Genomic DNA, 17,199 nt, shown 5'->3' on the forward strand with positions numbered 1-17,199 from the left:
GCTAACTTTCTGTTGTTTTTTCTCATTATAATTAGCGTACTTCTTATTAATTTCCTTGCCAATTAAATTACTTATCAGTATTTTTAGTTTATGACAGAAGCCGCATTAGAAGAAGAAAAAAAAGAGCTCGCAAAGCAGTATAAGCAATTGCTTAAAATTAGTTATCGCACACTTTCTACGGAAGATAAAAAACTAATTCGTAGCGCGTTCGATCTTGCTGTTGATGCACATAAAGAACAACGACGAAAAAGCGGTGAAGCCTACATATTTCATCCCATTGCTGTCGCAAAAATAGTAGCTTCAGAAATTGGTCTCGATGCAACTTCCATCGCTGCTGCCCTTTTGCACGATGTTGTTGAAGACACAAGCTACACCCTAGAAGACATTGAAAAAATGTTCGGGTCAATGGTATCGCGTATTGTGGACGGTCTGACAAAAATTGCGCACATCTCCATGTCTGAAGATGTTTCCATGCAAGCGGAAAATTTTCGAAAAATGTTGCTTACCCTTAATGAAGACATTCGGGTAATAATCATAAAAATTGCAGATAGGTTGCACAATATGCAAACCATGGATTCCATGCCTCCGCATAAGCAACGAAAAATCGCTTCAGAAACACTTTATATTTATGCCCCCCTCGCCCACCGTATTGGTCTTTATAACATAAAAACTGAACTGGAAGACTTAGGATTAAAATTTACAGAGCCTGAAGTATATGCCGAGATATTAGGTAGAATAAAGGAGAGTAAAGAAGAACAAGACGCTTATATAAAAGCTTTTAATAAGGTGATAAAAGATTCTTTGGATGAAGAAGAATTACAATATGAAATAAAAGGTAGGCCAAAATCTATCTTTTCCATCCGAAGAAAAATGCTTGCGCAAAATGTAACTTTCGATGAAGTATACGATAAGTTTGCCGTACGAATAATCTATAAAGGGAAACCTGAAAATGAAAAGTTTTTCGCTTGGAAAATATATTCAATCGTTACAGATCATTTTCGACCCAATCCAATACGACTGCGCGATTGGATTTCTTCGCCAAAATCTACAGGTTATGAAGCTTTACACATTACCGTAATGGGGCCAAAAGGACGTTGGGTAGAAGTGCAAATTCGTAGCGAGCGGATGAATGAAATAGCTGAAAAAGGTTTTGCGGCACACTATAAATATAAAAACAAAGAAAAAGACGACGGCGGCCTTGAAAATTGGCTCAATAAACTCCAAGATACCTTAGAGAATTCTGAGATAAGCGCGGTAGATTTTGTAGAAGAATTCAAATTAAACCTGTACGCAAAAGAGATTTTCGTTTTCACACCAAAAGGAGATTTATATTCATTGCCAAAAAGTGCTACTGCTTTAGATTTCGCTTTTCACATCCATACCGAAATTGGAATGCGAACCCGGGGAACTAAAGTAAACGGTAAGTTGGTGCCGCTAAGCCATGAATTAAAAAGTGGTGATCAAGTAGAAATTATTACTTCAGAAAACGCAAAACCCACTGCAAACTGGTTAAATTATGCTACTACTGGACGCGCAAGATCTAAAATTAAATCTTCTTTAAAGGATGAAAAGAAAAAACTTGCAGCAGAAGGAAAAGTAGTTTTAGCTAGAAAATTAAAGTCCTTAAAGCTAAATCTAGACGAAAATACGTTGAACCAATTAGTTGTATTTTTCAAAGTTAAAACAAGCCTCGATTTATACTACCGCGTTGGTGCTGGAATTATAGATAATCAAAAACTAAAAGATTTTGCCGCTTCACGAAGCAATGCTTTTATTAGCTTCTTTAAAAACAGAATTCGCAAGCCCGAAAAACCTGAAGATGTAAATAAAGAAGAAATAACAGAAAAATTTGACCAGTTAGTCTTTGGTAAAAATGAAGAAAAGCTAGACTATAAAATGGCTAATTGTTGCAATCCAATCCCTGGAGATGATGTTTTTGGATTCGTAACCGTTAATGAAGGTATTAAAATTCATAAAACAAATTGCCCCAATGCGTTACAGCTTCAAAGCAATTATAGTTACCGAATTATGCCTGCAAAATGGATAGATTCCACACAACGGGAGTTTAAAGCAAATCTTTCAATTAGTGGAATTGACACCATCGGATTGGTAAATGAAGTGACAAAAATAATTTCAAACAACCTTCACATTGACATGAAAAGTGTCCATTTTGATAGTGATGATGGTGTTTTCACTGGAAAAATCATTGTGATTGTAAAAAATAAAACCATCCTAAATAATTTGGTTGAAAACATAAAAAAAATAAACGGAATTGATAAAGTAACTAGAGTGTAAATTTTAAGTAACTTTGCAAACTTAATTATGAGTTCAAAAACAGATATAAATAACCAAGCAATTGTAAAGAACGTTTTTACAGGTTTTCTAGAAGAAAAAGGACACCGTAAAACGCCGGAACGCTATGCAATTCTTCAAGAAATTTACGACCACGACGACCATTTTGATATTGAATCGTTGTATATAAACATGAAGAATAAAAATTATCGTGTTAGCCGTGCCACACTTTACAATACGATTGAATTGCTTTTAGAATGTGGTTTAGTGCGCAAACACCAGTTTGGGCAAAACCAATCACATTACGAAAAATCATATTTTGACCGCAATCACGATCATATTATTCTTACAAATGGAGAAGTAATTGAGTTTTGCGATCCACGAATTCAAAGCATTAAAAAAACCATAGAAGAGGTTTTTGATATTGAAATAACCAACCATTCACTTTATTTCTACGGAACTAAAAAATCTACCGCTACTATAGAAGCGGATAATTCTAAATAAATTATGGCAGTAGACTTACTACTTGGACTACAATGGGGCGACGAAGGCAAAGGTAAAATTGTTGATGTGCTCACGAAAAACTATAATATAATTGCACGTTTTCAAGGGGGACCAAACGCTGGTCATACCTTGGAGTTTGATGGCATAAAGCATGTTTTGCGCACAATTCCTTCAGGGATATTCCACCAAGATTCCGTTAATGTAATTGGAAACGGTGTTGTAATTGACCCTGTTGTTTTTGTAAAGGAATTAGAAGCTTTAGATAAATACAATATTGATTATAAAAAGAATCTAATCCTCTCCAGAAAAGCACACGTAATTTTACCCACACATCGGTTGCTAGATGCAGCTTCAGAAGCATCTAAAGGGAAAGCTAAAATTGGCTCAACCTTAAAAGGAATTGGACCAACCTATATGGATAAAACCGGTAGAAACGGAATACGTGTTGGTGACTTAGAACTAGAAAACTGGCAAGAAAAATACAGGGCTTTGGCAGATAAGCACGAAGCAATGATAGATTTCTACAATGTGGATGTTCAGTATGATTTAGCAGACCTTGAAGCCGAATTTTTCGCGGCTGTTGAAACACTTAAAACGCTAACTTTCATAGATAGTGAAGAATATTTGCACCAAGCTCAAAAAGAAGGAAAAACCATCTTGGCGGAAGGCGCACAAGGCTCTTTACTTGATATTGATTTTGGAACCTACCCTTTTGTAACCTCCTCAAACACAACAGCAGCAGGTGCTTGCACAGGATTGGGCGTTCCTCCAAACAAGGTAAAGGATGTCTTCGGAATTTTTAAAGCCTACACTACCCGAGTGGGTAGCGGTCCTTTCCCTACCGAACTTTTTGATGAAGTAGGAGAAAAAATGGCGAAGATTGGTAATGAGTTTGGCGCAGTAACTGGTCGTGCAAGACGTTGCGGTTGGTTAGATTTAGTCGCTTTGCGTTATGCCGTTCAAGTAAATGGTGTTACACAATTAATAATGATGAAAGCTGATGTTTTAAGTGGCTTCGAAACATTAAAAATTTGTACCGCATACAATTATAAAGGAGAAACTATTCACCATTTGCCTTACAATATTGAAGCTGAAAATGTAACACCAATCTTCACAGAAATGAAAGGTTGGAAAGCAGACCTAACTAAAATGGATGCGGCTTCACAATTGCCACAGGCTTTAAATGACTATATCGACTACCTTGAAAAAGAACTGGAAGTACCTATCAAAATTGTTTCGGTTGGACCGGATAGAAAACAGACGATTCATCGGTAACCAATTTTTTGCTGATATTTTCGTTGCTAATGACAAATAAATCTTTTTTGAAAATATCACAATTCATAGTTATTATTACTTTGTTTTTCTTCGGAAATACGCTTTTCGCACAGGAAAAACAAAAAGTAGATATCCAATCTGGATACCTTGAATTACGCCCTGAATTTCCTGATGCCGCTATCTACACAAAAGATGAAACTGGGCAGGTTTATATTGTTCATGAAGGTGTAGAAATGTGGTGTGATCAAGCTTTTGTTTACCTAAAAAACAACTTTGTAAAAGCGTATGGCTCGGTGCGTATTTCTCAAGGCGATACTATTTCTATGCATAGTAAATATGGAGAATATAATGGAAATACGCAGTTTGCTTTTGCCAGTGGCGATGTGGTGCTCACCGAACCAAAAACTACTTTAAAAACAGACACTCTTTATTTTGACAGAATAAAACAACAGGCTTATTATAGAACTGGCGGGACAGTCCGTGATACTGCAAGTGTTTTAACAAGTCGTTCCGGAAGGTATTTTGCAGAAAGCAAAAAGTATGAGTTCCTTTCAAACGTAAAAATTGTTAACCCAAAATATACCGTAAATAGCAATCAACTGGATTTTTATTCCGAAACCGGCGCTGCCTATCTTTACGGGCCTTCTACGATTGTTAGTGAAACAAGCACCGTTTACTGTGAACGTGGCTATTATGATACGCGAGGTGACACGGGATATTTCGTAAAAAATTCTAAAGTAGATTATGAAAATAGAACATTGTATGGCGATAGCATTTATTTTAATCGAAATAAAAGTTTTGCTTCCGCTACAAACAACATTCGGGTTTTAGATACTGTAAATAAAAGTGTCATCCGGGGTCATTATGCTGAAGTTTTCCGTGAAAAAGATTCTGTTTTTATAACGAAAAGAGCCGTTGCCATTACAGTTCGTGATGGAGATTCCATATACGTTCACGCAGACACACTACAAGTAACGGGCAAACCAGAAAACAGAATTGTTAAAGGTTTTTACCGCGCCAGATTATTCAAACCCGGAAAAGAAGGAGACGAACCTACAAGTGGAAAATGCGACTCAATTTACCTAAACCAAAAAAAAGGAATCACAAAATTACTTCGCAATCCAGTTTTATGGAGTGGCGAAAACCAAATGATTGGTGATACGATACATATTTTATCTGACACAATTACAGGCAAGCTAGATACTTTAAAAGTTTTTAATAATGCATTTTTAGTCCAAAAGGACAGCCTGGGTTTCAACCAAGTAAAAGGGGAACGGCTTATAGGTCTTTTCACAAATAATGAGCTAGACACTGTAAATATTGATCGAAATGCTCAGGTAATTTATTATTCTCGGAACGACAAAGGTGAATTGGTTGGTATAAACAATACTGTTTCCAGCGCTATACAAATGTATCTGGAAAAACAACAAATTTCAGGAATTCGATTTATTAAAAAAGCTACAGGAAAAGTATACCCGCCTTCTATGCTACCAGAAAACGCACGGATTCTCCCTGGTTTTCAATGGCGTGGTGAGGAAAGACTTTATACCGTAGAAGATTTATTTAAGGGGAAAATAGCCCCCGTACTCCCAAAAATAACAGGAATACCTTTACCAAAAGATGAAGGTGCGTTTTTTGAAGAGGTCCCCGACGAGGAAATTGATATCCCAGAAGAATCAAAGCTTAGTCCGAAAGATTTGCAGGACAGACCAGATGATCCCAAGCCTGAAACACAAGAAAGTGAAGCAAAACGGGACTCTATTCAGTAAGTAAATGACACTACTCCAAAAAAAAGATAACTAACTCTAACTGACATAATAAAAAACGTCTTTTAGAATCAACTTACCGCGCAAAAATATTCACTTAATTAAATGAAAAAAGATTTCTTAAAATACCAAGCTCAGACAAGCCCGCACCCTCTGGCATTAGAAATTTCGCATGCAAAAGGAAGTTATATTTACGACACTACTGGTAAAAAGCATTTGGATTTTGTAGCAGGAGTTTCTGCTTGCACTTTGGGGCATTGTCATCCACGCGTGGTTTCGGCAATTAAAAAGCAAGTGGGGAAATATTTGCATGTTATGGTATATGGGGAATATATTCAAGAGCCTGCTGTGGAACTTACAAAACTGCTTTCTAAAAACCTTCCGCAAAATTTAAATACCACTTATTTGGTAAATAGTGGTACTGAAGCAATTGAAGGCGCCTTAAAACTAGCGCGTCGTGCAACAGGCAGAAGTCAAATTTTATATGCAACCAACGCGTATCACGGAAACACAATGGGCGCAATGAGTGTGATGGGGTTTGAGGAACGTAAGAATGCTTTTAAACCATTACTTCCGGATTGTTTTCCTATTAACTTCAATAATGAGGAAGATTTGCAAAAAATAAATTCAGAAACTGCAGCTCTAATTTTAGAAACCATACAAGGTGGCGCTGGCTTTATTCAGCCTAAAAACGAGTATTTAAAAAAAGTGCGTCAACGTTGTGATGAAACGGGCACACTGCTAATACTTGATGAAATTCAACCTGGATTTGGACGTACAGGAAAACTCTTCGCTTTTGAATATTTTGATATTGTTCCAGATATTTTGGTGTTAGGAAAAGGAATGGGAGGTGGCTTGCCTATTGGTGCTTTTACAACATCACACGCTCTAATGGCACTACTTCAAGACAATCCAAAACTTGGACATATAACCACTTTTGGCGGAAATCCTGTAATTGCGGCTGCCGCTTTGGCAACACTACAGGAGCTGACAGAAACTGACTTAATTCAGCAAACACTTGAAAAAGAAAAGCTTTTTAGAAAATTGTTAAAACATCCGTTAATAAAAGAAGTTCGTGGTAAAGGCCTGATGCTAGCAGCAATGTTGGAATCTCCAGAAATTGCTTCTCAAGTAATTCTAGCCTGTAAAGATCAGGGATTAATTCTATTTTGGCTACTCTTTGAAGGTCGTGCGCTCCGTATAACACCGCCACTAACAATAAGCAATAACGAAATTGAAGCTGGTTGCAAAATACTGACAAGGGTTTTAAATAGCATCCAATCGCAATAAAAATTACATAAATAATTAATTTTCAATTGATTAACAAATGGCGGTTTGTTGATAAGTTCGTTAACAATAAAGACGGCATAACTATTGAACTTGATTATACATTAGTATCTTTAAAATAGAAGAAACCGTTAAACCGTGTGTATGCAATTAAGTTCAAACGAACATAACAACTTCTCACTTGCCAGATTCGAATCTATGCTGAAAACCAACAGCGTTCTTTTTTTCGATTCAGAGGAATTTGAAGAAATAGTGCACCACTATCTTGAAAACGGAAAAATTGCCTTGGCTAAAAAAGCCACTAAGCTTGGCCTAGAGCAGCATCCTTCCTCAACAAACCTAAAGCTTTTTCAAATAGAGATGTACATTTTTGAGAATCAATTGGACATCGCCGATGAACTTTTAGATGAATTGTACCAATTAGAACAAAGCAACGAGGAAATTTACATTCAAAAAGCAAACATTTTTTCACGACGCGATAAACATAAAGAAGCGATTGTGCTTCTTGAACAAGCATTAGAAATAACTGATGATGTAGCAGATGTATTGTCATTATTAGGCATGGAGTATCTTTTTATGGAAGATTACCAAAATGCCAAACATTATTTTATGAAATGTTTAGAAGAAGATGAAGAGGATTATTCAGCGCTTTACAACATTATATATTGCTTTGAATATCTTGATGAATATGAAGCTGCTATAGACTATTTAAATGATTTTTTAAACAAAAACCCTTATTGCGAAGTTGCTTGGCATCAAGTAGGAAAACAATATTACGAGCTTAAAGATTACAAAAAAGCGCTTGCAGCTTTTGATTTTGCTATAATTAGTGATGACCGTTTTATAGGTGCATACCTTGAAAAAGGAAAAGTCTTAGAAAAACTAAAACAATATGAAGAAGCTATTGAAAGCTACTCCATCACTTTAGGCTTAGACGACCCAACTTCATATGCGTTATTACGAATCGGAAAATGCTATGAAAAACTTGGAAATGCAGAAATGGCACTTCAATTCTATACAAAATGCGTAGAAGAAGATTCCTTATTAGATAAAGGTTGGATTGCAATTACAGACTTTTACACTAAAAACAAACAATTTCAAAAAGCGCTTTATTTCATTGAAAAAGCCATCAATATTGACAGTGAAAACATACTTTACTGGAAACGATATGCTAAAATAAACAACCGTTTAAATCTTTTTGAAGAAGCTGAAGTAGGCTATAGAAAAGCCTTAGAGCTTGGTAATTATGAACTTGAATCATGGTTAACACGAGGCGACATTCTTACCAATTTAGGCGAATATGAAGCAGCAGTAAATAATTTTAACCAGGCCTTGGAGTTCTACCCTCAGCATGCCGAAATAGAATACCGTCTTTCTGGGCTATATTTTACGCTAAGCGAAAGTGATAAAGGAGCATTTCATTTAAAAAATGCACTTAAAACAGAAGCTGATTTTGTGATGATTATTGAAGAATTATTCCCCCTGGTTTATGAAATGAAAACGGTTAAAGAAATAATCAAACAACACAAAAATCCTTCTCTTTAATTTGTGTATTTTTGAAGCATAGCAAAAGAAAATTATGCCTCAAAGAAATTTCCTTCAATACTTAATAATTACTGCAAAAGGCCTTGCAATGGGTGCTGCAGACGTAGTTCCAGGTGTATCTGGCGGTACAATCGCTTTCATTTCTGGCATCTATGAAGAGCTTATTCAAACCATACATAATATAGATTTAGGCTTTTTTAAAATCTGGAAAAAAGAAGGTTTTTTAAAGGCTTGGAAACAGTATAACCTGTCATTTTTAGCAGCTCTTTTTTTAGGTGTTTTTATCAGTATTATTTCACTTGCAAAATTAATTACCTGGCTTTTAGACACCTATCCAATACTGATATGGGCGTTTTTCTTCGGGTTGGTAATTGCCAGTATTATATATGTAGGAAAGCAAGTAACTATCTGGAAAATGCCTGTTATAGTAGCGCTAGTAATTGCCTCAATACTTTCATACTTAATTACAATTGCAGACCCCGTTGGTTCTCCAGAAAGCACATGGTTTTTATTTTTTGCAGGGTTTATTGCTATCATAGCAATGATACTTCCTGGTATTTCTGGTTCTTTTATTCTTTTACTTTTAGGTGCCTACACTACTGTTATTGGGATTATCACAGAATTTGGAGAAGGGATAACTACCCTCAACAGCACCCTATTTTTTGGCGCGCTCAGTAAACTTTCAATATTTGGAGTCGGTGCTATTTTAGGTCTAAAAATGTTTTCTAGAGTATTAAATTGGATGTTTAAACACCATAAAAATTTAATATTGGCAGTCTTAACAGGGTTTATGATAGGTGCGCTCAATAAAATATGGCCGTGGAAAGAAGTATTGCAATACAGAATGAGTCATGCAGGGGAAAAAGTTCCTTTTATTGAAAAAAGCATTCTTCCACAACATTATCAAGGAGAGTCACAAGTAGTATATGCTATTGTTTTTGCGATAATTGGATTTTTAACAATTTTCTTATTAGAAAGGATTGCCGGAAAAAAAGTCACAATCGAAAATGAATAGCAAACAAATAAAACCCTAAGCTCAGAAACAAACAAATGCACCAACACCGATCTTTTTCTGACAAAGTTTGGCTAGTCCTAAAAGGACTCGGAATGGGTGCGGCAAATAAGGTTCCGGGGGTTTCGGGTGGCGTTGTAGCTTTCGTAGCTGGTTTTTATGAAGAGTTTATTTACTCACTTCAAAAAGTGAATAAAAAAGCATTCAAACTATTTTTTTACGGACGTTTTAAAAGCTTTTATAAATATACCAACGGACAGTTTTTAAGCCTCCTAATTTTGGGAATGATAATAAGCTATTTTAGTGTCTCCAAGCTTCTCGATTACTTAATTGTTCATTATGAATTATATGTTTGGAGTGCTTTCTTCGGAATGATTATAGGGTCTATATACTTCATTGCAAAAGATTTTGGCGACTGGAATCGGAAGTATGCAATTTATCTACTTTGTGGTGTTATTGCTGGAGTAGCCATAAGTTTTCTTGAGCCTGCAAAGGAAAATAGCAATCTCTTTTTCGTTTTTTTCTGCGGGATTATTAGCGTTTCTGGAATGACATTACCTGGGCTTTCAGGTTCTTTTATCTTGATGCTCTTTGGGAATTATGTCTTACTTTTAGTCGATTCTGTAAATGCCCTTTTTGATACGTTTGCCAATATTATTCAATTGGATTTCACTTGGGTTTATAATACTCAAAGAATTGAACTCCTAAAAGTTTTGGCTGTATTTTCACTAGGATCATTAGTAGGTTTGGTTTCCCTTTCACATCTTTTAGCATATGTTTTAAAGCGCTTTAAAAAAGCTACTTATGCAGTTATTATAGGGTTTATAGCCGGATCGCTTGGTGTTGTATGGCCTTGGAAAGAAAAAAAATATGCACTTAATGCTTTAGGTGAAATTCAATTTGACGCCAATGGAAGAGAAATCATTATTGGTTATAATCGTTTCTTTCCTTCAGAAATTGGCACGGAAACAATCCTTGCTATATTTTTTATAATCATTGGAGTTTTAATTGTACTAAGCTTAGACTGGTATGATACTCATAAAAACACACAACATGTCTAAATTTGGATTGCTAGGAAAAAACATTGATTATTCTTTTTCAAAAACCTACTTTTCTGAAAAATTTGAAAACGAAAACCTTCCTCATTCCTACAACAATTTTGATATTTCTTCAATAGATTTATTTCCGAAGCTGATTTTAGAAACTTCAAATTTAAAAGGATTAAATGTTACAATTCCCTATAAAGAGCTAATACTTCCATTTCTGGATGATATTGCTCTTGAAGCCAAAAAAATAGGCGCAGTAAACACCATTAAAATTTCAAAAAAAAATAAGCTTAAAGGATATAACACCGACTGCTTTGGGTTTCAAAAATCTCTTGAAACATTTTTGCCTCTTGAAAAAAAAACAGCACTAATTTTAGGAACTGGAGGGGCTTCAAAAGCTGTGGCTTATGTGCTAAAAAAATTAGGGTTTGAATTTAAATTTGTGAGCAGGACTATAAGTGCAATAAATCTAAATTACGCTGCTTTAAACAAAGAGCTAATTGAAAACCACCTATTAATTATAAACTGTACCCCCTTGGGAACATTCCCGAATGTTTTAGATTGTCCGCCAATTCCGTATCAATTTTTAACAAATAAACACTTGCTTTTCGATTTGATATACAATCCTACTGAAACCGAATTTTTAAAACGCGGAAGGCTTCAAAATACTAAAACCAGTAATGGTTTGATAATGTTAGAACTCCAAGCTGAAAAGGCTTGGGAGATTTGGAATTTATAAATTTCAGCTAAAAAGATTCAAAAAAACGCTGTGTGCTTTGCCAAGTGCGCAGTTGTTAGTATCTTGAGCATCCAATAAAAACGAACCTAAACATTGAAACAAATGTCTGACGAAAAATTATCTCAGGAAGAAAACGAAAAAGAATTACCAACTACAAATTCAGTTGATGAGACACAAACTGTTTCTAAGGAAGTGGCAAACACTACAACTAAATTAGCTGAAACAGCTTTAGAAGAAAAAACAGAAGACACTTCAAAAACCACTGAAAATGTTTCTAAGAAAGAAGTAGAAGGTACTTTAGAAACTATCGAAATTGACGAAGATGAAGAAGAAATAAAATCTTCCGAAGATGATGAAGAGGAGGAAGAACACAATGAAGAAGTACAAAAAGATTATAGCTCACTTTCAAAAAAAGAATTAGTTTCTGAACTTGAAAATTTGCTTAATAGCAAAAAAATTCAAGACTTAAAAAACGAGGTTGAGGAAATTCGATCAGAATTCAACAATCAATTTAATGACGAATTAGAGCAGAAAAAAGAAGAGTTTCTTGCTGAGGGCGGAAATATTATTGACTTCCAATACACTACTCCACTAAAAAAAGAGTTCAATTCACTTTACTTTGATTATAAAGAAAAGCGAAATACTCATTACAAAACCTTAAAAAATAATCTTCAAGCCAATCTAGACAAACGTTGGGAGCTTATTGAAGAACTCAAAGGACTTTTAAGTGCCGAGGAAAACATAAACACAACATACAAGCATTTTAAGGATATTCAGGAAAAATGGCATGTTGCTGGTGCAATTCCACGCGATAAATACAACACTGTTTGGAATACTTACCATCATCACGTTGAAAATTTTTATGATTTTCTTCACCTAAATAGAGAGTTTAGAGACCTTGACTTTAAGCACAATCTAGACAGTAAGTTAAAATTGATAACCCGTGCTGAAGAATTAGGCCAGGAAGAAGATATAAATAAAGCATTCCGTGAGCTTCAAATGCTTCATAAAATGTGGAAAGAAGATATCGGTCCTGTAGCCAAAGAATATCGTGATGAAGTTTGGGACAAATTTAGCGAAGCCACAAAAATTATCCATGATAAGCGCCAGGAGCAATTGGCAGCTATGGAAAAGGATTTTGCAGCAAATTATGAGAAGAAAAAGCAGCTTGTAGAAGAAATAAAAAAAGCTACAGAAGAAGCTAAACCGAGTCACCAAGGTTGGCAAAATGCGATTAAAAAAGTACAAGAACTTCGCGATGCATTTTTTAATACTGGCCGTGTACCAAGAGCAAATAATAAAGAAATCTGGAAAATATTTAAGGATGCTACAGGCAACTTTAATCACCAAAAAAACAGTTTCTACAAGAACCAAAAGAAAGAACAATACACCAACCTTGAAAAGAAACTTGAGCTTATAAAAATTGCTGAAGATAATAAGGATAGTGAGGATTTTGAGGTGACGACAGCATTGATGAAAAAAATCCAAAACGACTGGAAGAATATTGGTCATGTACCCCGAAAGGACAGTGATAAAATTTGGAAACAATTTAAAAAGGCATGTAACGATTATTTTGATCGCCTTCACGCCCAAAAGAATGAAGCTAATAAAGAAGAGGTTGTTCATTTTGAAGCCAAGCAACAAATGCTTGAGAAACTAGCTAGTTTTGAATTAAGTGGAGATCATAAAGCTGATATAAAAACCATAAAAGAACATATTACAGCTTGGAAAGAAATTGGTCGTGTACCTTATAACAAACGTACTATTGAACAAAAATTTAATAAAACACTCGACGGTCTATTTTCTAAACTAGATTTAGGTAAAAAAGAAACGGAACTTATTAAATTTGACAACAAGCTAAATACACTCGTAAACCGTGAAGATGAAAGAAAACTTCAGAACGAACATTTCTTTATTTCTAAAAAGATTGACGAAACGAAAGATGAAATTCGTCAGTTGGAAAATAACTTAGGGTTTTTCCATCACGTTGATGAAAATAATCCCTTAGTAAAAGAAGTACATAAAAACATTGCCAGACATAAAGAGCAACTTGATGTCTGGAAAGCTAAGCTTTCAAAAATTAAGGAAGTAAGAGAAGATTAAAATAAAAAAGTGCCGGATTTAAATCCGGCACTTTTTTTATGCTATATACTGTATGGCTCTCACTGCTTTTTTGCTTCTTCCCAAAAAATGTCCATTTCTGCAAGCGTCATATCTTTTAGGGATTTATTCATTCCTTTTGCTTTACCTTCTAAATACTGAAAACGTTTAATAAACTTTTTATTGGTACGCTCTAATGCGTTTTCAGGATTTACTTTTAAGAACCTTGCATAGTTAATCATTGAAAAAAGAACATCGCCAAATTCAGCTTCTATTTTTTCTTGATTGTTTTCATTGATTTCGTGTTGCAACTCACCCAATTCTTCTTGCAATTTTTCAAAAACTTGCTGCGGTTCTTCCCAATCAAAGCCCACACCCGCTACTTTATCTTGAATTCTACTTGCTTTTACCAGTGCTGGCAATGATTTTGGAACCCCCTCCAAAACACTGCTTTTACCCTCTTTGAGTTTTAAACTTTCCCAATTTTGTTTTACCTCTTCTTCATCAGCAACTTTAACATCGCCATAAATATGTGGGTGTCGTGAAATTAATTTTTCACAAATGCTATTACAAACATCTGCAATGTCAAAATCATTCGTTTCGCTTCCTATTTTAGCATAAAAAACAAGGTGCAATAACACATCTCCCAATTCTTTTTTTACTTCATCCAAATCATTATCCAGAATTGCATCGCCTAACTCATAGGTTTCCTCTATGGTTAAGTGACGTAGGCTTTCCATGGTTTGCTTTTTATCCCAAGGGCATTGCTCTCGCAACTCATCCATAATAGTTAACAGCCTATCAAAAGCATTTAATTGGTTTTCTCTAGAGTTCATAGTATAAATATTCTATAATTTTAAATGTAATTAAAGAAAAAAATCCCGAAAGTGCTTACTGACGGGATTTAAATTAGTGAAAATTACTTTTCAATTTTAGGTTTTACGTGAAGCTGCACTTTTAGTGGCTCCTCCTTTTTTTGCTGAAGATGCCTTTGGGGAAGCTGATTTTGGATTTGTTGCTTTTGGAGCAGTACCCTTTTTAGTTGTAGCTGCTTTTACTTCTTTTTCTACTTCAGCCGTTTCTTCTTTTGCTTCAGAAAAATCTGTAATTCCATTTTTTATAAGCATATTATACCACTGTACAACTTTCTTGATATCACTTGCGTACACACGATCTTCATCATAATCTGGCATAACACTAAAGAAATATTCTTCCAATTCTTCTTTTGAAGCCTTATGATTTATCGCTTCTTTTCCTTCTTCTTTTTCAGAAATCTTATTAAAAACTTCACGAAGTGGAACTTCTTCTGAAAGTGTATATATCGCAATTTCAGAAAGCAAACTCACATTGTGGCGACCACTTACATTTATGGTTTTTCCATCCAAAAGCGATTCTGCAAGAAATCCTGCACGGGTTTGGGTTTTCAATTTATATAGACCGGGTTTACCGGCTATGGAAAGCACTTTTTCTAAACTCATAAAATCCTTTTAAAATGTTATAATGGATGCAAATATCTTTGGTTTGGTTTATATTTCCAAAAGAGTTAACGTTTCTTTTTTGCATTTGGGAATTTCATCCGATAATCAACGCCTACTTTTCCTTTAGAAATATTTGCCAATTTACTTTTTATCAATCTTTTCTTTAAGGGGGAAAGCTTGTCAGTGAACAAAATACCTTCAATATGGTCGTATTCATGCTGAATAATTCGCGCTACAATCCCACTGAAATTTTCTGTGTGTTTTTTAAAATTCTCATCTTCATATTCCACAACGATGTTTGGTTGTCTAAAAACATCCTCTCGTACCTCAGGAATACTCAAACAACCTTCGTTAAATGCCCATTCAGTACCAGATTCTTCAATTATTTTTGGATTTATAAAAACTTTTTTGAAGGTAGAAACAAATTTTTGTTCTTCTTCAGAAAGCTCATCATCATCCTCAAACGGAGTTGCATCTACAATAAAAAGACGAACAGCTACCCCAATTTGTGGCGCAGCCAAGCCTATTCCGCGTGCTTCATACATGGTTTCAAACATGTTTTCTATAAGCACGTCAAGTTTTGGGTACTCCTTTGTAATTTCTTCAGTTTGTTTTCTTAAAACTGGATCGCCGTAGGCTACAATCGGTACTATCATTTTTATATTCTATTATTATTTATGGAAGTACTTGCTTACTAAAAAATGGTGTCGCAAACTTCTTTAAAATCTATTTGTTATAAAGATACTCTTGTAAAATAATGGTTGCACTAATTTCATCAACCAATGCTTTATTCTGGCGTTGTTTTTTTTTCAAGCCGCTATCAATCATTGTTTGAAAAGCCATTTTACTGGTATAACGTTCATCTACACGTTTTACCTCTAAATTGGAAAAAACATTTGAAAATTTCTTTAAAAACTTCTGAATTTCGGCTTCAATATTAGAATGTGTTCCATCCTTCTGTTTAGGTTCTCCCACCAAAACGAGCTCCACTTTTTCTACAGCTATATATTCCTTTAAAAAATTCATCAAATCGGCAGTAGGTACTGTTTTTAAACCTGAAGCAATTAACTGCAACTCGTCTGTAATGGCGATTCCTGTGCGTTTACTTCCATAATCTAATGCTAAAATCCTTCCCATATAGACTGCAAAAATAAGGGTTTCGGAAATAGTATGCTAAAAATGAACCATTAATTGAGATTGAGGTTTTATATTTGTATAAAAATAGCTAATAACCAAAATAGGGATGTTTGGTGAAAAATGAAATTCCCATCCAAATAATAAAATTTATAGGATTAAAAAATATGACTGAACTACAGCAAACCATAGAGAAAGCTTGGGATGACCGCTCGCTACTTTCAGAAACAGAAACAATAAACGCAATCCGCGAAGTAGTAGCCCTTTGTGATGCAGGAACCTTGCGTTGCGCTGAACCAACAGCAAACGGATGGCAAGTAAATGAATGGGTAAAAAAGGCTATTGTTCTTTATTTTCCAATCCAAAAAATGGAAACAATGGAAGCTGGAATTTTTGAATATCACGATAAAATTCCATTAAAAAGAGGCTACGAAGCTAAAGGCATTCGTGTAGTGCCCCACGCAGTTGCACGTCATGGTGCCTATATTTCTAAAGGGGTTATTTTAATGCCAAGCTATGTAAATATTGGTGCGTATGTAGATGAAGGAACAATGGTTGATACCTGGGCTACAGTGGGCAGCTGTGCACAAATTGGCAAAAATGTACACCTAAGTGGCGGCGTAGGAATTGGCGGTGTTCTAGAACCTTTGCAAGCTGCACCAGTGATTATTGAAGATAATGCTTTTATAGGTTCGCGCTGTATTGTTGTGGAAGGTGTACGCGTTGGTAAAGAAGCTGTTTTAGGTGCCAATGTAGTACTTACTGCTTCTACAAAAATTATTGATGTAACTGGTGAAAATTCAGTCGAAATAAAAGGCTATGTTCCAGAGCGTTCTGTAGTAATTCCTGGAAGTTACACCAAAAAATTTCCTGCTGGTGAGTTTCAAGTACCTTGTGCATTAATTATTGGGCAACGAAAGAAAAGTACAAATTTAAAGACTTCTTTAAATGATGCGCTTCGAGAATATGGAGTAGCTGTATAAAAGCTAAGCAGTATTTAAATGCAGCTTGCAAGCTACAT

The 17,199-nt window shown here is 35.1% G+C and carries 15 protein-coding genes; 11 read left to right on the forward strand and 4 right to left on the reverse strand.

The features are described 5' to 3' along the window. The first annotated feature begins 90 nt into the window (after window positions 1-90). From ABJ955_RS01435 to ABJ955_RS01480, 10 genes are all read left to right on the forward strand, one after another. Entirely contained in the window at window positions 91-2,295 is a 2,205-nt protein-coding gene (locus ABJ955_RS01435; RefSeq protein WP_347372820.1) for a RelA/SpoT family protein, read from the forward strand. Window positions 2,296-2,322: 27 nt separating this feature from the next. Beyond that, complete coding sequence (locus ABJ955_RS01440; protein WP_347372821.1) at window positions 2,323-2,796, forward strand: transcriptional repressor; 474 nt, start codon at window positions 2,323-2,325, stop codon at window positions 2,794-2,796. A 3-nt stretch (window positions 2,797-2,799) separates the two neighbouring features. Beyond that, window positions 2,800-4,071, forward strand: a complete 1,272-nt coding sequence (locus ABJ955_RS01445) for an adenylosuccinate synthase (protein ID WP_347372822.1) — start codon at window positions 2,800-2,802, stop codon at window positions 4,069-4,071. 47 nt (window positions 4,072-4,118) lie between these two features. Continuing rightward, window positions 4,119-5,840, forward strand: a complete 1,722-nt coding sequence (locus ABJ955_RS01450; protein WP_347372823.1) for an OstA-like protein — start codon at window positions 4,119-4,121, stop codon at window positions 5,838-5,840. Window positions 5,841-5,942: 102 nt separating this feature from the next. Continuing rightward, window positions 5,943-7,127 (forward strand): aspartate aminotransferase family protein, encoded by a 1,185-nt coding sequence (locus tag ABJ955_RS01455; protein ID WP_347372824.1) that lies wholly within the window; start codon window positions 5,943-5,945, stop codon window positions 7,125-7,127. 141 nt (window positions 7,128-7,268) lie between these two features. Further along, window positions 7,269-8,669 carry a tetratricopeptide repeat protein gene (locus tag ABJ955_RS01460; protein WP_347372825.1) on the forward strand — a complete coding sequence of 467 codons (1,401 nt, stop codon included), beginning with the start codon at window positions 7,269-7,271 and terminating at the stop codon, window positions 8,667-8,669. A gap of 34 nt (window positions 8,670-8,703) precedes the next feature. Beyond that, window positions 8,704-9,684: a DUF368 domain-containing protein gene (locus ABJ955_RS01465; RefSeq protein ID WP_347372826.1), complete on the forward strand. Its 981-nt coding sequence runs from the start codon at window positions 8,704-8,706 to the stop codon at window positions 9,682-9,684. A 35-nt stretch (window positions 9,685-9,719) separates the two neighbouring features. Continuing rightward, window positions 9,720-10,742: a DUF368 domain-containing protein gene (locus tag ABJ955_RS01470; protein ID WP_347372827.1), complete on the forward strand. Its 1,023-nt coding sequence runs from the start codon at window positions 9,720-9,722 to the stop codon at window positions 10,740-10,742. Beyond that, window positions 10,735-11,466 carry a shikimate dehydrogenase gene (locus tag ABJ955_RS01475; RefSeq protein WP_347372828.1) on the forward strand — a complete coding sequence of 244 codons (732 nt, stop codon included), beginning with the start codon at window positions 10,735-10,737 and terminating at the stop codon, window positions 11,464-11,466. Before ABJ955_RS01470 ends, ABJ955_RS01475 begins: the two co-directional genes overlap by 8 nt. 102 nt (window positions 11,467-11,568) lie before the next feature. Then, on the forward strand, window positions 11,569-13,569 hold the full coding sequence (locus ABJ955_RS01480) for a DUF349 domain-containing protein (RefSeq protein WP_347372829.1): 2,001 nt from the start codon (window positions 11,569-11,571) through the stop codon (window positions 13,567-13,569). Window positions 13,570-13,628: 59 nt separating this feature from the next. On the opposite strand, the gene mazG is transcribed toward ABJ955_RS01480, so the two are convergent. The 4 genes from mazG to ruvX all read right to left on the reverse strand — a co-directional run bounded on the left by mazG (window position 13,629) and on the right by ruvX (window position 16,181). Continuing rightward, a complete protein-coding gene (gene mazG, locus ABJ955_RS01485; RefSeq protein ID WP_347372830.1) occupies window positions 13,629-14,402 on the reverse strand; it encodes a nucleoside triphosphate pyrophosphohydrolase in 774 nt (257 codons plus the stop codon). Window positions 14,403-14,498: 96 nt separating this feature from the next. After that, complete coding sequence (locus ABJ955_RS01490) at window positions 14,499-15,044, reverse strand: DUF5606 domain-containing protein (protein ID WP_347372831.1); 546 nt, start codon at window positions 15,042-15,044, stop codon at window positions 14,499-14,501. A 65-nt stretch (window positions 15,045-15,109) separates the two neighbouring features. Next, window positions 15,110-15,700 carry a peptide deformylase gene (gene def, locus ABJ955_RS01495; RefSeq protein ID WP_347372832.1) on the reverse strand — a complete coding sequence of 197 codons (591 nt, stop codon included), beginning with the start codon at window positions 15,698-15,700 and terminating at the stop codon, window positions 15,110-15,112. A 70-nt stretch (window positions 15,701-15,770) separates the two neighbouring features. Next, window positions 15,771-16,181, reverse strand: a complete 411-nt coding sequence (gene ruvX / locus ABJ955_RS01500) for a Holliday junction resolvase RuvX (RefSeq protein WP_347372833.1) — start codon at window positions 16,179-16,181, stop codon at window positions 15,771-15,773. Window positions 16,182-16,345: 164 nt separating this feature from the next. Here ruvX and ABJ955_RS01505 point away from each other — a divergent pair, with 164 nt between their 5' ends. Continuing rightward, on the forward strand, window positions 16,346-17,161 hold the full coding sequence (locus ABJ955_RS01505; RefSeq protein WP_347372834.1) for a 2,3,4,5-tetrahydropyridine-2,6-dicarboxylate N-succinyltransferase: 816 nt from the start codon (window positions 16,346-16,348) through the stop codon (window positions 17,159-17,161). Window positions 17,162-17,199: the final 38 nt, after the last annotated feature.

Source organism: Aequorivita sp. Q41 (assembly GCF_039831855.1).
In the GTDB taxonomy this organism is placed as follows: domain Bacteria; phylum Bacteroidota; class Bacteroidia; order Flavobacteriales; family Flavobacteriaceae; genus Aequorivita.

Bases quoted from the DNA above. Each gene is read 5' to 3' on its own strand.
- ABJ955_RS01435 (WP_347372820.1), top strand. From the start codon at position 91: ATGACAGAAGCCGCATTAGAAGAAGAAAAAAAAGAGCTCGCAAAGCAG.
- ABJ955_RS01440 (WP_347372821.1), top strand. From the start codon at position 2,323: ATGAGTTCAAAAACAGATATAAATAACCAAGCAATTGTAAAGAACGTT.
- ABJ955_RS01445 (WP_347372822.1), top strand. From the start codon at position 2,800: ATGGCAGTAGACTTACTACTTGGACTACAATGGGGCGACGAAGGCAAA.
- ABJ955_RS01455 (WP_347372824.1), top strand. From the start codon at position 5,943: ATGAAAAAAGATTTCTTAAAATACCAAGCTCAGACAAGCCCGCACCCT.
- ABJ955_RS01460 (WP_347372825.1), top strand. From the start codon at position 7,269: ATGCAATTAAGTTCAAACGAACATAACAACTTCTCACTTGCCAGATTC.
- ABJ955_RS01465 (WP_347372826.1), top strand. From the start codon at position 8,704: ATGCCTCAAAGAAATTTCCTTCAATACTTAATAATTACTGCAAAAGGC.
- ABJ955_RS01470 (WP_347372827.1), top strand. From the start codon at position 9,720: ATGCACCAACACCGATCTTTTTCTGACAAAGTTTGGCTAGTCCTAAAA.
- ABJ955_RS01475 (WP_347372828.1), top strand. From the start codon at position 10,735: ATGTCTAAATTTGGATTGCTAGGAAAAAACATTGATTATTCTTTTTCA.
- ABJ955_RS01480 (WP_347372829.1), top strand. From the start codon at position 11,569: ATGTCTGACGAAAAATTATCTCAGGAAGAAAACGAAAAAGAATTACCA.
- mazG (WP_347372830.1), bottom strand. From the start codon at position 14,402: ATGAACTCTAGAGAAAACCAATTAAATGCTTTTGATAGGCTGTTAACT.
- ABJ955_RS01490 (WP_347372831.1), bottom strand. From the start codon at position 15,044: ATGAGTTTAGAAAAAGTGCTTTCCATAGCCGGTAAACCCGGTCTATAT.
- def (WP_347372832.1), bottom strand. From the start codon at position 15,700: ATGATAGTACCGATTGTAGCCTACGGCGATCCAGTTTTAAGAAAACAA.
- ruvX (WP_347372833.1), bottom strand. From the start codon at position 16,181: ATGGGAAGGATTTTAGCATTAGATTATGGAAGTAAACGCACAGGAATC.
- ABJ955_RS01505 (WP_347372834.1), top strand. From the start codon at position 16,346: ATGACTGAACTACAGCAAACCATAGAGAAAGCTTGGGATGACCGCTCG.